Origin of the sequence: Pseudoxanthomonas sp. CF385 (assembly GCF_900104255.1) — a bacterium.
GTDB lineage: Bacteria > Pseudomonadota > Gammaproteobacteria > Xanthomonadales > Xanthomonadaceae > Pseudoxanthomonas_A.
The window spans coordinates 1,415,747-1,432,062 of sequence record NZ_FNKZ01000001.1 but is presented as its reverse complement, the minus strand read 5'-3'; the positions used below and the strand labels follow the sequence as shown (position 1 = coordinate 1,432,062).

The following is a 16,316-nucleotide window of genomic DNA, read 5'->3' as shown; positions in this document are numbered from 1 at the left end:
GCACTGTTCCCCTGACGATTCAGGACGGCTGGGCGTGCGGATCGAGTTCCGCCGCCCATGCGAGCGCGGGCACGCGCTCGTCCTGCGCGAACGTACGCACCTCGGTATGCGGCAGCAGATGCCCGGCGACTTCGGTGGCCGCCACCAGCCAACGCTTGTCGGTAACGATGGCCGCGCGCGCGAACCGGCCGAATTCCCCCAGCTTCGACGCCGCGTAACGCAGATCCTTGCCGACCGCCTCGAGCGACACGCCCTGCATGTCGCTGAGGTCGCTGACCACGGCGATGCGCGGGAACTGCGCCAGGCGCGTTTCCAGATCGGCGATGCACGCGTCGTAGTCTTCGCCGGTGAGCTGGCCGGTGAACCGGTACGCGGCGACGTGGGGCGGACTGGTCAGGGTCTCGATCATGCGCTGCCTCCTGATGCGAAAGCGGCGACCATAGCCGCCGCTTCGCATCAGGGTGTCAACAGGACTTCACGAAGCTGCATCGCGGGTCACGTCGCGCCCCATCACCATCTCGATGACGCGCGAAGACCCGCCCTCGTGGAAACCGGTCTGCGCCGCGAAGTCGCGCGGATTGTGGAAGGTGCCGAACACGAGGTCGAACACCGGCAGTTCGGAATAGTTCTGCCTATGCAGGCCACGCGCGTGGTGCCAGGAATGCATCTCCGGCCGTTCGACGAACCAGCCCAACCAGCGCGGCGTGCGCACGTTGGTATGGGTCAGCATGGCCAGCAGCGTGGCCGACAGCAGCGCTGCCGTGGTCGCCTCGGCACTCAAGCCGACGATCACCGTCAGCGCGAGGCTGCCGACCGCCGTCCAGCCCAGCGTGTCCAGCGGACTGAACCAGAACGCGCTGAACGTATCCAGCCGCTCGGTGCTGTGGTGCAGCTGGTGGCCGAAGCGCCACAGCCAATCGTTGCCATGGATCGCCCGGTGCCACGCGTACGCACAGGCCTGGTAGACCAGCAGGCCGACCAGTCCACCGACCGGCCAGGCGAGATGGCTCAGGTCGAACAGCTGCAGCGGCAGCAGGAACTGCGTCCACAGCATCGGCAGGTAGGACGACAGCAGGAAGTAGAAGACCGCCGCCAGCAAGCCACGCGTGCGCCAGCGTGCGATGCGCGGCAGGGCGCGTGCCGGTGCGATCGCCTCCCACAGCATCAGCGCGGCGTACATGCCGAAAAAGGCGAAGGACAGGGGGTGGAGCAGGAGTTCGAGGGGCGTTGGCATGGCGGCGACGGCTCTGGTCTACTACGGGGGAGGCGGCACGATACGGGCCGCCGCGATCCGGCACCGCAGCCATTTCCGCCGCCAACCTGACATTTCCGTCATGCCGCGCCGCGAACGTCCCACCATCGCCCTGTTGGCCACCCACGGCGCCGCCGCCTCGGTGCTGTACGGCATGTACGACCTGTTCCATTCCGCCGGGCGCGACTGGCCGCCGATGATCGGCTTGCCACCCGGCGAATCGGTCTTCCAGCCGCTGCTGGCCGCCCGCGAGACCGCGCCGCTGAATGTCGTCAACGGCATCGTGGTGACCCCGGAGATCGCCCTGCGCGACCTGCCCGCGCCCGACTACATCTGCATTCCCGATCTGGCGATCTACCCGGGCGACATCGCCCTGCACGGCTATGAGGAAGAAGCGCGCTGGCTGCGCGACTGCCATGCGCGCGGCAGCGTGATCGCCGCCGCCTGCACCGGCGCGATGCTGCTGGCCGAAACGGGACTGCTCGATGGCTACGACGCCACCACGCACTGGGCCTACTGCGACGCCCTCGCCGCCCGCCATCCGAGCGTGCGCGTGCACCCGCAGCGCGTCGTCGTGACCGCCGGCCCCGACCAGCGGCTGGTCATGGGCGGCGGCGGTTCCAGTTGGCACGACCTGGCGCTGTACCTGATCGCACGCGTGGCCGGCATCGAGTGCGCGATGCAGACCGCGCGCGTGTTCCTGATCGACTGGCACCAGACCGGCCAGCAACCGTTCGCCAGCCTGGCGCGCACGCGGACGACGTCCGACGCGGCGGTCTCGCAATCGCAGGTGTGGATCGCGCAGCACTACGACACGCCCTCGCCCGTCGCCGGCATGCTGCAGGCCAGCGGCCTGGCCGAGCGCACGTTCGCGCGTCGCTTCCAGCAGGCCACCGGCCTGTCGCCGCTGGAGTACGTGCACACGCTGCGCCTGGAAGAAGCCAAGCAGCACCTGGAAACCGGCGACGACGCCGTCGAAGCCATCGCCCAGGCCGTCGGTTACGAGGACGCGGCGTACTTCAGCCGCCTGTTCCGCCGCAAGGTGGGACTGTCGCCGGCGCAGTACCGTCGTCGCTTCGGCGGCATGCGCCGGATGCTGCAGCAGGCAGGGGCTCAGTAGAACGGCACGCCCGGCCGCAACACGCACTGGAAGAACACCAGCAGGACGAGCGCGGCGGCGAACAGCGCGGTCAAGGGAATGCGGCCGCGCACGTCCGGTGCGCCGACGCCCGCGCGCGCCGCGCCGGCGAGCATCCAGAGTACGCCGGGCACGGTCACCAGGACCGGCAGCAGCACCACCTCCAGCCATTCGCGCGGTACGCGGTACGGCAACACCGCCATCATCGCCAGCAGCGCCGGCAACGCGATCCACCAGCCGATGTGCCGCACGCGTGCGCGTGGCGTACTGGCATCCTCGGCCAGCGCCAGTGCCGGGGGCAACAGCGCCAGCGCCACGCACGGAATCGCCACCAGCGCGAGCACCGCGAGGATCGTCTTCGTGGCCGCGGACAGTTGCAGGTAGTCCATCGCCATGCCGACGTCGCTGCCCCCGCTCAGGGCGCCGATCACGACCTGCGGCAGCGCCATCAGCAGACCGCAGAACGCCAGCCACACCAGCAGCAGCCGCCGCGTCGGCGTGCGCCCGGCGCCCCGGCGCGCCGCCCACAGGCAGGCCAGCCCCATCGCGGCGGTCGCGAGCGCGCCGGTGCCCTGGAACAGTGCCGCCAGCGGATGCTCGCCCTCCCAGCGGTGGTTGTTGTGGAACAGCGTGGGCGACAGGCCCGGTGTCATCGCCTTCGGCAGGACCAGGAAGACTTCCTGCACGAAGAACGTCAGGTTGAACGCCAGCACGTAGAGCAGCATCGAACCGAGCATCGCGCGCCAGGGTCGGGCCGCTGCGGGCACGGCCGCGCCAGGCGGGCGGGCGCGCCACGCGCCCAGCAGGCCCCACGCCAGCGGCAAGGCCACGCCGACCAGGGTGGACGCCCACAGCAGCCATGCGATCCGCGTCATGCCTTGGCCTCGGTACCGGGCCGCGACGCCGCCTCGGCCCGACGGAGCGACCAGAATCCGATGTCGCGCCGCACGCGGTAGCCGAGGCGTTCGTACAGCCCTTGCGCCCGCGGATTCTCGTAACTGACGTGCAGGAACGGCTGACGTCCGTGCGCGAGGGTGTCGTTGGTCAGCCAGGTGGTGAGCTGGCGCGCGTAGCCATGGCCGTTGAAGTCCGGATGCGTGCAGATCGCGCTCATCTCGCGATGGTCGTCGCTGCCCAGGCGTTCGCCGATCATCGCGGCCAGGCGGCCGTCGCGGTAGATGCCGAAGTAGCGGCCCATGTCCATCGTCCGCGCGCGGAAATAATGCGGATACACCAGCGCCGTCAGGGCCAGCACGTCGGCGCGTTGCGCATCGCCCAGTGGCACGATCTCCGGCCCGTCCATCGGCGCGAGCGGTGCGTCGCAGACCATCTGCGCGAGCGGACGGAACGCCTTCAGCTGCCAGCCTGCCGGCAACGCCGGTGCGATCCCGAGCAGGTACACCGATTCGCCGGGCGCCACCAGGCGGTCGAGCGCATCGCCCACGCGGATCTCCCCCGTGGCCACGCCCAGGAAAGGCGCGTAGTCGGCCGGGTAGCGTGCGACGTCGCCGGCGCGCAGGGCGATGCCGCCGTGGATCGAATCGAGGGCGGACCAGAACGGATTGTCGAGTGGAGTGACCATGGGCATGCGCATCGGGGGAACCGCGATTATCCATGCGCCGGGCCCTCGTGCATCCGGCGAGGGCGCTCCGTATGCTGCGCGCATGACGACATCGCCCGCCTTCCGCCCCCTGCTCCGCGCCGCGGCCTTCGCGTCCGTCCTGCTGCTGGCCGGCTGCGTCACCGCCCCACCCGCGCCCACGCGGCCGCCGGCGGATACGCGCAGCGAGATCGTGCGGCGCCTGCCGGCGAAGGTCGCCGAGCGCGAGCGTTGGGCGGCCGACATCGAGACCGCATTCGCCGCGCAGCGCATCGAGCCCACCAGCGAGAACATCTGCGCTGTCCTCGCGGTGACCGAGCAGGAGTCCGGCTATGTCGCCAACCCCGCGGTGGCCAACCTGCCGAAGATCGCACGCGGCGAGATCGACCGGCGCGCGGCCGCCCTGCACGTGCCGACGTTCATGGTCGATGCCGCCCTCGCGCTGCGATCGCCCGATGGCCGCAGCTACGCCGAACGCCTGCGTGGCGTGCGTACCGAGCGGGACCTGAGCGACATCTACGAAGACATGATCGGCAGCGTGCCGCTGGGCGGACGCTTGTTCGCGGACTACAACCCGGTGCAGACCGGTGGGCCGATGCAGGTGGGCATCCCGTTCGCCGAAGCGAACGCCTCGCGCTACCCGTATCCTGTCGAGGGCAGCATCCGCGACGAGGTCTTCACCCGGCGCGGCGGCCTGTACTTCGGCATCGCCCACCTGCTGGGCTACCAGACCCCGTACACGCGCAAGGTGCATCGCTTCGCCGACTACAACGCCGGCTGGTACGCCAGCCGCAATGCGGCCTTCCAGAATGCGGTGGGCATCGCCGCCGGCCTCACCCTGGCGCTCGACGGCGACCTGCTGAATCCCGGTGCGCCGATGGACAGGCCCGGCCAGACGGAACGCGCTGTCCGCACCCTGGCCGATGCGCTGCGCATGGACGAACGCGGGATCCGCGAGGCGCTGCAGCGCGGCAACCGCCTCGATTTCGACGACACCGCGCTGTATGCGCGGCTCTACGCGCTCGCGGAATCGCGGGCCGGCAAGCCGTTGCCGCGTGCGGTGATCCCGGGCATCAGACTGGAAAGCCCGAAGATCACCCGCGAACTGACCACGGCGTGGTTCGCCACGCGCGTGGACGAACGCTACCGGCGCTGCCTGCAGCGCTAGGACGCGTCAGCCGCCGAAGGCGGCCCACCCGCGCGCGAACGACTGCCACGCCGCGGTACCCGGCACGACATGCATCAGCACGAAGTTCAGCGCGAACACGGCCGCGACGAAGCGGAACACGCCACGACCGCGCGGCGCCGCGCGGTCGAACCAGATCAGCACCGCCAGGATCGCGAACGTCAGCGCGTAGCCGCCCCATGACGGATTGAAACGCGCGCCCTCGGGCAGTAGCGCCAGCATCAGGCGTGCCGCGGCCGGATCGATCATCACCAGCGCGGTGGCCACCATGTAGCGCGCATGCAGCGCCGGTTCGCGGCGATGCACGATGGCCAGGCCCCAGAACAGCGCCAGCATCAGCGACGCGGCCATGCCCAGGTACAACAGCATCGACTGCAGGCCGAACATCTCCGGCGGCGCGGCCGCGATCCGCAGGTGCGACAACCACAGCGCGGTGATCAGCACGCCGGGCATCACGCCGTACGAGAACTGCCCGACCTGCCGGTGCAGGGCCATGCGCCGCGTGCGGATCAGCCAGGGTTGCACCAGCAGCATCGCCACCCAGGCCAGCATGAGGCCGGCATGCAGGTGGGTGACCGCATCGGCCAGGCCGAGGCGGCTGAAATAGGTCCTCCAGAATCCCACGCCCACCAGGGCCACGAGGCCCCACATCCAGACACCGCTGCCGATGCCCCACGGGCCCGACCGGCGCGGGACCGCGCCTGCTGCTGAAACCGCCATCACGCCACCTTCTTCCTGATCGTGGCAGGTTCAACGCCCGCCCCGGCGGGCAACGGCCAGCCGCCTGTCGAATTCCGCGCTCCCCGCTCGTCGCATTCAGGAAGGCGTCATCCCGGCGCCGCATCCCCGGAGGTTTCCATGCCGTACATCGATGGTTTCGTGGCCGCCGTGCCCACCGCCAACAAACAGAAGTTCATCGACCACGCCAACCTCGGCGACCCCGTGTTCGTCGAACAGGGCGCGACGCGCGTGGTCGAGTGCTGGGAAGACGACGTGCCCGATGGCAAGGTCACCGACTTCCGCAGGACCGTCCAGGCGAAGCAGGACGAAAGCGTGGTGTTCTCCTGGATCGAGTGGCCCGACAAGGCCACGCGCGATGCCGGCATGAAGAAGATGATGGACGACCCGCGCATGTCGCCCGAAAACAACCCGATGCCCTTCGACGGCAAGCGCCTGATCTTTGGCGGCTTCGTGCCGACGCTGGAACTGGGCGACAGCGCCACCCCGTCCTCCTATGTCGACGGCTTCATCATCGCGGCACCCTCGTCGGGCAAGCAGGCGTTCACCGAGTTCGCCACCACGTTCGACACGATCTTCATGGAGTACGGCGCCACCCGCATCATCGAGGCCTGGGGCGACGACGTGCCCGACGGCAAGGTCACCGACTTCCGCAAGGCCGTGCAGGCCAAGGCGGATGAAACCGTGGCGTTCTCGTGGGTCGAGTGGCCGGACAAGGCCACGCGCGATGCCGGCATGAAGAAGATGATGGAGGATCCGCGCATGGACCCGTCCAACAAGGACAACCCGCCGATGCCGTTCGACGGCCAGCGCATGGTGTACGGCGGTTTCGCGCCGGTGGTCGAACTGCGCGGCTGATCCGCCCCCGCCGGGAGCCGTGCGGATCGGCTCCCGGCCCGAGGTCGAAGCGGACACCCGCGCCCGCGGGTCACCGACGCCGGCGCAAAGCGTATTCGTCACTCTCTTTCACGTCGTTGATCGGACGCTCGAACGCGTTCGCGGCGGACGGATCGTTTGCACGCGAAAGGTACGTTACGCACTGCCGCCGAGAAAAACGCACCACGCATGTGCGATACGCGAACAGCGTATGGAAGAACGGGAATTACCTTCTGGTGATGGCGTTTCGTGATGTGACACGAGCCACACTTATCGCCGTTTGTCGCCGCCTAAGGTTCCAAGGCCGCATCGCGACGCTACATCGCGGTGCCGGAAGAGAGGGCCTTCATCACCATACTTATTAGGGGCGCACCACATGGGCAAGAGAGCGGAACCGTACGTACGCATTACCAGGGCGCCGCTGGCGTCCGCTGTGAAATGGGCCCTGGCCGCCGCAACGCTGGTGGGCACCGGCTCCGCCCTTGCGCAGACGACGGAAACGCCACCCGCATCCACGCCCACGGCCGCCACTGACGAAGCGACCACGCTGGACACCGTCTCGGTCCTGGGCAGCCGTGGCCAACCGCGTTCGGTCTCCTCGTCCGCGGTCCCGATCGACATCATCGGCGCCGAGGAATTCCGCAACCAGGGCGCGACCGACGCGCTCGACCAGCTCCGCGTGCTGGTGCCCTCCTTCAATGTCAGCACCATCCCGATCGACGATGCGGCCAGCCTGATCCGCCCCGCCAACCTGCGCGGACTGCCGCCGGACAACACGCTGGTGCTGGTGAACGGCAAGCGCTTCCACCGCTCGGCGGTGATCACCTTCCTCGGCCACGGCCTGTCCGATGGTTCGCAGGGTCCCGATCTTTCGGTGTTCCCCTCGCTCGCACTGGAGCAGGTGGAAGTGCTGCGCGACGGCGCAGCCGCCCAGTACGGCTCGGACGCCATCGCCGGCGTCGTCAACTTCGGCCTGAAGAAGATCAGCGAAGGCGGCGCGTTCGAAGCATTCGCCGGCCAGTACTACGAGGGCGACGGTTTCACCACGCAGTACTCGGCGCAGATCGGCCTGCCGCTCACCGCGCGCGGCTACGCGACCCTGACCGCCGAATGGCGCCAGGCCGACGACACCTCGCGCAGCGTGCAGCGCGACGATGCCGCCGCCGCGATCGCCGCCGGCTATCCCGGCGTGCCGGTGCCGGCGCAGATCTGGGGTTCGCCGAAGGTGGACGACGACGTGAAGTTCGTCGCCAACCTCGGCATCAGCGGCGACAGCGTGGACGTCTACCTGTTCGGCAACTACGCCCAGCGCGACGTCGACGGCGGCTTCTATTTCCGCGACCCCACCGCGCGCTCCGGCGTGTACTCCAACGACGGCGGCGACACGCTGCTGATCGGCGACACCACCGGCGCGGGCGGCTGCCCCACCATCGCGCTCCGCGACGGGGCCGGCAACCTGATCCCGTACAGCACGGTGAGCGCTGCGGTCTCCGCGCTGCCGTCGAACTGCTTCACCTTCCTGTCGACGCTGCCGGGCGGCTTCACCCCGCGCTTCGGCGGCAGCCTGGAGGACATGTCGGTGGTCGGCGGCGTCAAGGGCACCTGGGGCAATGCCTGGCATTGGGACGTCAGCGCCACCTATGGCCGCAACGACATCGACTTCACCATCTACAACACGGTCAATGCATCGCTGGGCGCCAACCAGCCGACGGGCCTGCGCTTCCATCCCGGCGGCAACACGCAGACAGAAAAGGGTGTGAACTTCGACGTCGGCACCGACATCGAGACTTCGTTCACCGCCCAGGCGCTGCGCCTGTCGGCCGGCGCGGAATGGCGCGAGGAAAGTTTCGAGGTCAAGCAGGGCGACGGCCCCTCCACCGCCATCGGGCCGCTGACCCAGCAGGGCTTCGCGCTGGGCTCCAACGGCTTCAACGGTTTCAACCCGCGCACCGCCGGCGAATGGGATCGCCGCAACTGGGCGGTCTACCTGGACCTGGAGGCGCAGTTCACCGAACAGTTCCTGCTCGCGGCCGCCGTACGCCGCGAGGACTTCGACGATTTCGGCAGCACCACCAACGGCAAGCTGACCGGGCGTTTCGACGTCAGCGACACCTTCGCGCTGCGCGGCGCCGTCAATACCGGCTTCCGCGCCCCCACCCCGGGCCAGGCGAACATCAGCCAGATCACCACGGCCTTCGAAGGCAATGCGCTGATCGACATCGCGACGTTGCCGCCGACCAATCCCATCGCCGAGCTGAAGGGCTCGCGCGCACTGACGCCGGAAGAGTCCAAGAGCGCGTCGCTGGGCCTGGTGTGGAACAGCGGCGACTGGCTGGTGACGGTGGACGGATACCACATCGAAGTCGAGGACCGCATCGCGCTCAGCACCAGCTTCGAACTGACCGATGCCGAACGTGCGGCGCTGGTGGCGTCGGGCAATCCCGAGGCGGCGTCGCTGAACTCGGTGACCTACTTCGGCAACGCCTTCGACACCACCACCACCGGTGTCGACCTGGTGACCAGCGTGGAAACGGCGCACTTCGGCGGCAAGACCACCTACTCGCTCGCGGTGAACTGGAACAAGACCAAGGTGGACCGCTACGACCCCAACTTCATCAACGAGGCCCGCGTCTACAAGATCGAGGAATCGCTGCCGAAGACCAAGGGCTATTTCAGCGTCAACCACCAGCGCGAGGTCTTCCACGCCAACCTGCGCCTGGGCTACTACGGCTCCTGGTACGAAGACCACCTGGACAGCGGCGTCATCACCGTGGAAGACGGCGGCCTGCCGATCTACGAAGACAGCACGGTGATCGTGGACGCCGAAGTGGGCTGGACGTTCGCTTCCGGCCTGTACGTCAACGTCGGTGCGCAGAACCTGTTCGACGAAACCCCGGACGACAACCCGTGGGGCGCGGCGGTCGCCGGCGCGGCCTATCCGGTGCATTCGCCGTACGGCTTCAACGGCGGCTTCTACTACGCCCGCGTGGGCTGGAAGTTCTGATACCGCGGTAACCGGATGCCGGCGTCCCGAAAGGGCGCCGGCATTCCGTTGTCAGGGCTTCCTGCCTCGCGCGACGTCCTTCGCCACCTCCGCGACCAGCGCGCGCAACCACTGGTGGGCAGGATCGTGGCGATAGCGCACATGCCACGCCATCTCCAGCGGGAACGTGCCCAGGTCCACCGGTGCGGGCAGCACCTTCAGGCGCGGATCGCGCGCCAACTGCGCACAGATCAGCTTCGGCAGCGTGGCGCAGTAATCGGTCGCCGCGACCAGCTCGGGAATCGACAGGAAGTGCGTCACCGACACGGCGACGTTACGCCTTAGCCCCTGCTTCTCCAGGGCCTGGAACAGCCCGGCGCGCAGCTTGCCCGGCGGCACCACGTTGACGTGCCGCAATTGCTCGTATTGCGCCTTGGACAAGCGCTTGTTGACCACGGGATGGTCGGCACGCACCACGCACGCCACCCCATCGTCCGCCAGATGCTGCACGACCAGGTTGTCGGGAGGCTCGACGAACCGGCCCAGCACCAGCGCGGTTTCGCCCGAAATGGCGCCCGTCTCGGCCAGATCGGTGCCGAACGGCACCAGCCGCAGCCGGATGCCGGGCGCACGCTCGCGCAGCCGCGCGGCGATGGCCGGCACCAGTACGAATTCGAAGTAGCTGTTCGGCGCCAGCGTGAACAGCCGCTCCTCCTTCGCCGGGTCGAACTGCCGCTGTCCGAGCACCAGCGCATCCATCTGCGACAGTGCGGCGGCGATGCCGGGCGCCAGCTCGATCGCCTTCTGCGTCGGCTGCATGCCGTAGCGCTCGCGGATGAACAACGGGTCCTGCAGCATCTCGCGCATGCGCACCAGCGCATTCGACAGCGCGGGCTGGGTGATGCCCAGCCGCACTGCGGCGCGGGTCACGTTGCGCTCGTCCATCAGCGCCAGGAAGACGGGCAACAGGTTGAGGTCGTAACGCATGCAGTCATATTGGATTCCATATATCTGGAATTCAACAAATAAATTGGCTGAATGCCTTGGCGGCGCGCAGGCTGTGTCCATCCCGGCGAGGCGCCGGACCGGCAAGCGAAGGCGCCTCTCCTCCCCGCACCGCCCCCTCTGGAGTCCGCCATGTCATCCGCCGCCCTGTTCTCCCCCATCCGCCTGGGCGCCATCGAGGTCCGCAACCGCATCGCCATGGCGCCGCTCACCCGCTCGCGCGCCGGCATGGACGGCGTGCAGACCCCGCTGGCCGTCGACTACTACGGCCAGCGCGCCTCGGCCGGCCTGATCATTACCGAGGCCACCAACATCTCCCGCCAAGGCCGCGGCTACGCCTACACGCCGGGCCTCCACTCGGATGAGCATGTAGCCGCATGGAAGCCGGTTACCGACGCCGTGCATGCCCGGGGCGGCCGCATCGTGGTGCAGCTCTGGCACGTAGGCCGCATGTCGCATACCAGCCTGCAGGAAGGTGGCGGCGCCCCGGTGGCCCCCTCCGCGATCCAGGCCGGCGGCAGCGTCTTCACCGAGGCCGGCCACGTGCCGCCGTCGATGCCGCGCGCCCTGGCCACCGACGAGATCGCCGGCATCATCGAGGACTACCGCCAGGCCGCGCAGCGGGCAAAGGATGCCGGCTTCGATGGCGTGGAAGTGCACGCCGCCAACGGTTACCTGCTGGAACAGTTCCTGCGCGACAGCACCAACCGTCGCGACGACCGTTATGGCGGCTCGCTCGAGAACCGCACACGGCTGCTGCTTGAAGTCACTGCCGCCGTCGCCGGCGTCTGGGGTGCGGATCGCGTAGGCCTGCGCCTGTCGCCTCTGTCCACCGCGGTCGGCGACACGCCGCTGGACAGCCACACGATGGAGACGCATCTCTACGTCGCCCGCCGCCTCGGCGAAATGGGCCTGGCCTACCTGCACGTGGTCGAAGGCCAGTTGCATGCCGGCAACGGCGCCGACGACTTCGACGTCAAGGCACTGCGCGACGCGTTCGGCGGCGCCTACCTCGCCAACAACGGCTACGACCGCCAGCGCGCGCTCGATGCCACCGCCGGTGGCCATGCGGACATGATCGCGTTCGGCAAGCCGTTCATCGGCAACCCCGATCTGGTCGAACGCCTGCGTGACGACAGCCCGCTGTTCGACGCGCCGACGGCCGGCTACTTCGGCGGTGGCGCGGAAGGCTATACGCAGTTCACTGCACCGCAGGCGCACGCGGCCTGATCCCGACATCCCTCTTCCTTCCATCCCGATCCCTCAGGAGTCCACCATGTCCCTCCACGACCTGCTTCCCGGCAAGCTCGGTTTCGGCACCGCCCCGCTCGGCAACATGTTCCGCGACATCCCGGAAGCCGAAGCGCGCGCCACCGTCGAGGCCGCCTGGAACGACGGCATCCGCTACTTCGACAACGCGCCCTTCTATGGCGCCGGCCTGGCGGAGATCCGCATGGGCGACGCGCTGGCCGACAAACCGCGCGACGCCTACGTCATCAGCACCAAGGTCGGCCGGCTGATCCTGGACGAAGTCGAGGACATCAACGCCCGCGATCTCGGCGAGAAAGGCGACGTATTCAAGTACGGTCGTCCCAACAAGATCGTCAACGACTATTCCTATGACGCCACCTTGCGTTCGATCGAGGACAGCCTGAAGCGGCTGAAGACCGATCGCATCGAGATCGCCTGGGTCCACGACATCGCGCAGGACTTCTACGGCGACGAGTGGCTGTCGATGTTCGAACAGGCGCGTACCGGTGCGTTCAAGGCGCTGGACCGCCTCCGTGATGAAGGCACCATCAAGGCCTGGGGACTCGGTGTGAACCGGGTCGAACCGATCGAACTGCTGCTGGAACTGGACGGGCCGCGCCCGGACGGCTTCCTGCTGGCCGGGCGCTACACGCTGCTCGACCACGCGCGTGCGTTGCAGCGGGTGATGCCGAAGGTCGCCGAGCGTGGGCTGGGCATCGTGGTCGGCGGCCCTTACAGCTCCGGTGCGCTGGTCGGCGGCCCGAACTTCGAATACGCGCCGGCCACGTCGCAGATCCTCGACAAGGTGGCGCGCATCAAGGCGCTCGCCGATCGGTACGGCATCAGCATGAAGGCTGCCGGCCTGCAGTTCGCGCTGGCCAATCCGGCCGTCGCGGCGGTTATTCCCGGCGCCAGCAAGCCCGACCGCATCGCTGAAGACAGCGCGGCGCTGAAGGAAGTCGTCCCCGCCGGTTTCTGGCGCGACCTGCGCAGCGCGGGTCTGGTGCATGCCGACGCGCCGCTGCCGGGTGGCGCCTGAGTAAGGCGGACCGCGGTCGCCTTCGTCACCGCGAAGGCGGCTTGCGCGCCGGGATGCGCCGACGCGGCGCCTGCGCCTCGCGTTCGTCCATCTCGCGCACGCGGCGGCCGGCGTCGCGTATCAGGTCCGGCAGCAGGTGCGCTTCAGGCAGGTGCTTCCAGTATTTCTGCGGCATCTCCTGCCGCATCATCCGGGTGTTGAGTCGCGCCGGATTGAAGATGTTGGCGTAGTAGGTGCGCCACAGCGCGTCTTCGGCATCATCGGCCGGCGCATCCGCGCGTTGCGCGCCGTCACCCGCCCACAGGTCGGTCCCGTCCCATTGCACGCTGCGATACGGCGTCAGGATTGCCCAGCGCATGCCGGCGAAGCGGCGCATGAAGAACGGCGCGACCCGGTCGACGATGTAATGGTCCGGCTCGAACCACGCGATGTAGGTGTTTTCTTCGCCTTCGACCTGGCGGAAGCGCACGAAGGCCTTCATCTTGTGCGTGTCGCGCCGCACGGCCTGTGACCAGCGGGTCGCGCGATGCACATCGATATCGGTGGCGCGATCGAGCAGCGCACGCTCGCCGTTGCCGATCCGCCAGAGCAGGCGATACAGCAACGCGTGCCTGCCGATATCCCGATGACACAGCACCGATGCCGCGAACGCCATGAACGCTGCGGGCACCGCCAGCCCCGTGCGACGTCCGGTTTGATCCATCACGGCAGCCGCCGCAAGCAATTCGCCCTGCGCATCGGCCTGCCATTCGACGGATTCCGGCGGCAGTTCCGCTTCCCAGGCGTGACGCGCCTGCGTGCGCCATGCGTCCACGTCCCAGGCAGGCATCACGGTGGCGCGGAACATTCCGACGCCTCAGCCGAACAGATCGGCCTGGCGCGGCGCCGGCGCGAGCTCGCGACGCAAGCGGACAGGATCGTCGAGTCGTTGCCGCGGGTGGTGGTCGATCAGCACCACGAACGGCAACACCTTCTGCAGCGGCGCGCGCAGTCGCGCCAGGTCCGCCACGCGCAACCTGCCCTGACGGCGCGAATCGACGATGCGCTGCACGTTGCGCGCGCCCAGCCCGGGCACGCGCAGCAACATCTCGCGCGGCGCCGCGTTGAGGTCGACCGGGAAACGATCCGGGTGGCGCAGCGCCCAGGCGAGCTTGGGATCGACATCCAGGTCGAGCATGCCGTCCTGGCCCGGCGTGTCGTCGACGATCTCCTTCACGTCGAAGCCGTAGAAGCGCAGCAGCCAGTCCGCCTGGTAGAGGCGGTGTTCGCGCTGCAGCGGCGGTGCCCGCAGCGGCAGGTGCGTGGACGCATCCGGGATCGGGCTGAAGGCGGAGTAGTACACGCGGCGCATGCGGAACTGGCGGTAGAGCGCATCGCTGCTGGTGAGGATGGCGCGGTCGTCGGCCGCATCGGCGCCGACGATCATCTGCGTGCTCTGCCCGGCCGGTGCGAATTTCGGGGGCCGCTTGCGCTTCGGCTGCGCCTCCTTCCTGTCCGGTTTCGCCGCCTGGATGCGCCAGTGCAGCTCGCCCATCGCGTCCCGGATGCCCTGCGCTTCCTTCTGCGGCGCGAGCTGTTTCAGTCCCGCCTCGGTCGGCAGCTCGACGTTGATGCTGAGGCGGTCGGCATAGCGGCCCGCGGCGGCCAGCAGCTCCGGCGAGGCCTCGGGAATGGTCTTGAGGTGGATATAGCCGGCGAAGCGATGGTCCTCGCGCAGGCTGCGCGCCACTTCGACCATCTGCTCCATCGTGTAGTCGCCGTTGCGGATGATGCCGCTGGAGAGGAACAGGCCTTCGATGTAGTTGCGCTTGTAGAACTCCAGCGTCAGCCGCACCACTTCGGCGGTGGCGAAGCGCGCGCGCGGGACGTTGCTGGACACGCGGTTGACGCAGTACGCGCAGTCGTAGATGCAGAAGTTGGTCAGCAGGATCTTCAGCAGCGAAACGCAGCGCCCGTCCGGCGTGTACGAATGGCAGATGCCCATGCCCTCGGTGCTGCCGATGCCGCCCTTGCCCAGCGAGTGCCGCTTGCCCGCGCCACTCGACGCGCACGAAGCGTCGTACTTGGCCGCATCGGCGAGGATCGCGAGCTTGTCCTTCAATTGCATGCCGCCATTCTAGCCAACGGCCTCTCGCGCGATGAGACGGAACGCGCGCGCGACCCCGCCTGCATGCGTTGTCTGAACGGAATGGGCACGATCGAGGGCAGCGATGCGCAGCCGCTGTCCGTGAAGACGGTGCGCGTGGCGCTACACGCTGAGGATCGACTTCCAGTGCGCCAACCGGTCCGCGATCAGCGTCGCACGCTGACGGTCGTCGCGCCCGTCCAGGATCGCGATCTCCTCCGGTTCGGCGTGCAGGTAGATGCCGGCCGTGCGGGCGTTGACCTCGTCGCCGCGGGTGGTGAAGTACCCGGTGGCGCGCTCGGCGGATTCCAGCCGGATTTCGCCCGTGCCTTCCAGCTGCGGCGCGTCCGGATGCAGCGGGCGCTCGCCTTTCCAGTAGTAGAAGACGGCCGAACCGTCTTCCTTCTCCCGCACGGCCTCGCTCCAGTAGCGGGCCGACAGGCTGCCATCCGGATGCCAGGCGCTGCCTTTCATTTCCAGCGCGCCGGCGCGGTTGCGCACGAGTCGCACCAGTCCGAGCGCCGAAGGTTCCTTCTCGCTGCGCTGCGTCAGCGAGAACTGCCACCAGGTGCCTTCGACGCGCGAGGCCTGGCCTTCGCTCTGGATGGCGTTGCGCAGCTTCTGGCATATGGCCTTGGTCTCCGCCGCCGTGCCCGCGCCTTCGTAGCGCACGCAGGTCAGGCCCAGCAGGTCGGTCGGCAGCTTGGCGCCGCTGGCGTGCAGGATGAAGGTGCGGCGCATGCCCAGCACGCCGCCGAACAGGCCCGCTTCGAACACGACGTTGTCGCGCGGCGAGGCCTGCCCGGGTGCGGCCTCGTCCAGCGCCGGCGTACGCGTGGTCCAGTCGTCCTGCGCGAATACGAACGCGGCGAAATCCACCTGCCGGGTCAGCTCCAGCAACCGTCCCAGTGTGGTGGTGCCGGGATTGAACGTGGCGGTCCACGGCTCGACGTCGGCGACCTCTTCCAGTCCGCGCGTCAACGCCTGCAGCAGCTTCGTCTGCTTGCCCGACGACCCCAGGAAGATCCGTGGCTTTGCCATGGCACGCACTCGCGGGTGGGATTCGATACGGCCAGCGTAGCGCAATCCCCTCGCCATGGCGGACCCTGCCCGCGGTTGTCCC

The 16,316-nt window shown here is 68.6% G+C and carries 14 protein-coding genes and 2 pseudogenes; 7 read left to right on the top strand and 9 right to left on the bottom strand.

Annotation, left to right across the window (positions count from 1 at the left end; translation table 11 throughout):
• Positions 1-19: 19 nt before the first annotated feature.
• Both BLT45_RS06460 and BLT45_RS06455 read right to left on the bottom strand, forming a co-directional pair.
• The gene (locus BLT45_RS06460) at positions 20-409 is read right to left on the bottom strand and encodes a SpoIIAA family protein (protein WP_175455742.1); all 390 of its coding nucleotides are present in this window, start codon (positions 407-409) and stop codon (positions 20-22) included.
• Between the two features lie 66 nt (positions 410-475).
• Positions 476-1,234, bottom strand: a complete 759-nt coding sequence (locus BLT45_RS06455; protein ID WP_093296602.1) for a sterol desaturase family protein — start codon at positions 1,232-1,234, stop codon at positions 476-478.
• Between BLT45_RS06455 and BLT45_RS06450 the strand changes: the two genes are divergently transcribed.
• Positions 1,233-2,372: a GlxA family transcriptional regulator gene (locus BLT45_RS06450; RefSeq protein WP_217629532.1), complete on the top strand. Its 1,140-nt coding sequence runs from the start codon at positions 1,233-1,235 to the stop codon at positions 2,370-2,372. The two genes, BLT45_RS06455 and BLT45_RS06450, sit on opposite strands and share 2 nt — an antisense overlap.
• On the opposite strand, the gene BLT45_RS06445 is transcribed toward BLT45_RS06450, so the two are convergent.
• Both BLT45_RS06445 and BLT45_RS06440 read right to left on the bottom strand, forming a co-directional pair.
• Positions 2,366-3,265 (bottom strand): hypothetical protein, encoded by a 900-nt coding sequence (locus BLT45_RS06445; RefSeq protein ID WP_093296598.1) that lies wholly within the window; start codon positions 3,263-3,265, stop codon positions 2,366-2,368. The two genes, BLT45_RS06450 and BLT45_RS06445, sit on opposite strands and share 7 nt — an antisense overlap.
• Complete coding sequence (locus BLT45_RS06440; protein WP_093298616.1) at positions 3,262-3,972, bottom strand: GNAT family N-acetyltransferase; 711 nt, start codon at positions 3,970-3,972, stop codon at positions 3,262-3,264. The genes BLT45_RS06445 and BLT45_RS06440 overlap by 4 nt, the downstream gene beginning before the upstream one ends.
• Positions 3,973-4,054: 82 nt before the next feature.
• On the opposite strand from BLT45_RS06440, the gene BLT45_RS06435 reads away from it, so the two are divergent.
• Positions 4,055-5,158: a DUF1615 domain-containing protein gene (locus BLT45_RS06435; protein ID WP_093296596.1), complete on the top strand. Its 1,104-nt coding sequence runs from the start codon at positions 4,055-4,057 to the stop codon at positions 5,156-5,158.
• Between the two features lie 6 nt (positions 5,159-5,164).
• On the opposite strand, the gene BLT45_RS06430 is transcribed toward BLT45_RS06435, so the two are convergent.
• Positions 5,165-5,896 (bottom strand): hypothetical protein, encoded by a 732-nt coding sequence (locus BLT45_RS06430; RefSeq protein ID WP_139187944.1) that lies wholly within the window; start codon positions 5,894-5,896, stop codon positions 5,165-5,167.
• A gap of 138 nt (positions 5,897-6,034) precedes the next feature.
• Between BLT45_RS06430 and BLT45_RS18470 the strand changes: the two are divergent.
• From BLT45_RS18470 to BLT45_RS06420, 3 genes and pseudogenes are all read left to right on the top strand, one after another.
• Positions 6,035-6,397 (top strand): annotated as a pseudogene (locus tag BLT45_RS18470) (DUF1428 domain-containing protein); the annotation flags it as partial.
• Positions 6,383-6,772, top strand: a complete 390-nt coding sequence (locus tag BLT45_RS18415; RefSeq protein ID WP_254771842.1) for a DUF1428 domain-containing protein — start codon at positions 6,383-6,385, stop codon at positions 6,770-6,772. The pseudogene BLT45_RS18470 and the gene BLT45_RS18415, both read left to right, overlap by 15 nt.
• Positions 6,773-7,223: 451 nt before the next feature.
• Positions 7,224-9,794, top strand: a complete 2,571-nt coding sequence (locus BLT45_RS06420) for a TonB-dependent receptor plug domain-containing protein (protein ID WP_254771798.1) — start codon at positions 7,224-7,226, stop codon at positions 9,792-9,794.
• Between the two features lie 51 nt (positions 9,795-9,845).
• On the opposite strand, the gene BLT45_RS06415 is transcribed toward BLT45_RS06420, so the two are convergent.
• The gene (locus BLT45_RS06415) at positions 9,846-10,760 is read right to left on the bottom strand and encodes a LysR family transcriptional regulator (protein ID WP_093296588.1); all 915 of its coding nucleotides are present in this window, start codon (positions 10,758-10,760) and stop codon (positions 9,846-9,848) included.
• A 150-nt stretch (positions 10,761-10,910) separates the two neighbouring features.
• Here BLT45_RS06415 and BLT45_RS06410 point away from each other — a divergent pair, with 150 nt between their 5' ends.
• Together BLT45_RS06410 and BLT45_RS06405 are read left to right on the top strand one after the other, a co-directional pair.
• Positions 10,911-12,008 (top strand): alkene reductase, encoded by a 1,098-nt coding sequence (locus BLT45_RS06410; RefSeq protein WP_093296586.1) that lies wholly within the window; start codon positions 10,911-10,913, stop codon positions 12,006-12,008.
• 46 nt (positions 12,009-12,054) lie between these two features.
• The gene (locus BLT45_RS06405; RefSeq protein WP_093296584.1) at positions 12,055-13,068 is read left to right on the top strand and encodes an aldo/keto reductase; all 1,014 of its coding nucleotides are present in this window, start codon (positions 12,055-12,057) and stop codon (positions 13,066-13,068) included.
• 46 nt (positions 13,069-13,114) lie between these two features.
• Here the strand turns inward: BLT45_RS06405 and BLT45_RS06400 are convergent.
• The 3 genes and pseudogenes from BLT45_RS06400 to BLT45_RS06390 form a co-directional block, all read right to left on the bottom strand.
• Positions 13,115-13,915 (bottom strand): annotated as a pseudogene (locus BLT45_RS06400) (TIGR03915 family putative DNA repair protein); the annotation flags it as partial.
• Between the two features lie 9 nt (positions 13,916-13,924).
• Positions 13,925-15,175 (bottom strand): putative DNA modification/repair radical SAM protein, encoded by a 1,251-nt coding sequence (locus BLT45_RS06395; protein WP_093296580.1) that lies wholly within the window; start codon positions 15,173-15,175, stop codon positions 13,925-13,927.
• Between the two features lie 141 nt (positions 15,176-15,316).
• The gene (locus tag BLT45_RS06390; protein ID WP_093296578.1) at positions 15,317-16,234 is read right to left on the bottom strand and encodes a TIR domain-containing protein; all 918 of its coding nucleotides are present in this window, start codon (positions 16,232-16,234) and stop codon (positions 15,317-15,319) included.
• Positions 16,235-16,316: the final 82 nt, after the last annotated feature.

Bases quoted from the DNA above. Each gene is read 5' to 3' on its own strand.
- BLT45_RS06460 (WP_175455742.1), bottom strand. From the start codon at position 409: ATGATCGAGACCCTGACCAGTCCGCCCCACGTCGCCGCGTACCGGTTC.
- BLT45_RS06450 (WP_217629532.1), top strand. From the start codon at position 1,233: ATGGCGGCGACGGCTCTGGTCTACTACGGGGGAGGCGGCACGATACGG.
- BLT45_RS06455 (WP_093296602.1), bottom strand. From the start codon at position 1,234: ATGCCAACGCCCCTCGAACTCCTGCTCCACCCCCTGTCCTTCGCCTTT.
- BLT45_RS06445 (WP_093296598.1), bottom strand. From the start codon at position 3,265: ATGACGCGGATCGCATGGCTGCTGTGGGCGTCCACCCTGGTCGGCGTG.
- BLT45_RS06440 (WP_093298616.1), bottom strand. From the start codon at position 3,972: ATGGTCACTCCACTCGACAATCCGTTCTGGTCCGCCCTCGATTCGATC.
- BLT45_RS06435 (WP_093296596.1), top strand. From the start codon at position 4,055: ATGACGACATCGCCCGCCTTCCGCCCCCTGCTCCGCGCCGCGGCCTTC.
- BLT45_RS06430 (WP_139187944.1), bottom strand. From the start codon at position 5,896: ATGGCGGTTTCAGCAGCAGGCGCGGTCCCGCGCCGGTCGGGCCCGTGG.
- BLT45_RS06415 (WP_093296588.1), bottom strand. From the start codon at position 10,760: ATGCGTTACGACCTCAACCTGTTGCCCGTCTTCCTGGCGCTGATGGAC.
- BLT45_RS06410 (WP_093296586.1), top strand. From the start codon at position 10,911: ATGTCATCCGCCGCCCTGTTCTCCCCCATCCGCCTGGGCGCCATCGAG.
- BLT45_RS06405 (WP_093296584.1), top strand. From the start codon at position 12,055: ATGTCCCTCCACGACCTGCTTCCCGGCAAGCTCGGTTTCGGCACCGCC.
- BLT45_RS06395 (WP_093296580.1), bottom strand. From the start codon at position 15,175: ATGCAATTGAAGGACAAGCTCGCGATCCTCGCCGATGCGGCCAAGTAC.
- BLT45_RS06390 (WP_093296578.1), bottom strand. From the start codon at position 16,234: ATGGCAAAGCCACGGATCTTCCTGGGGTCGTCGGGCAAGCAGACGAAG.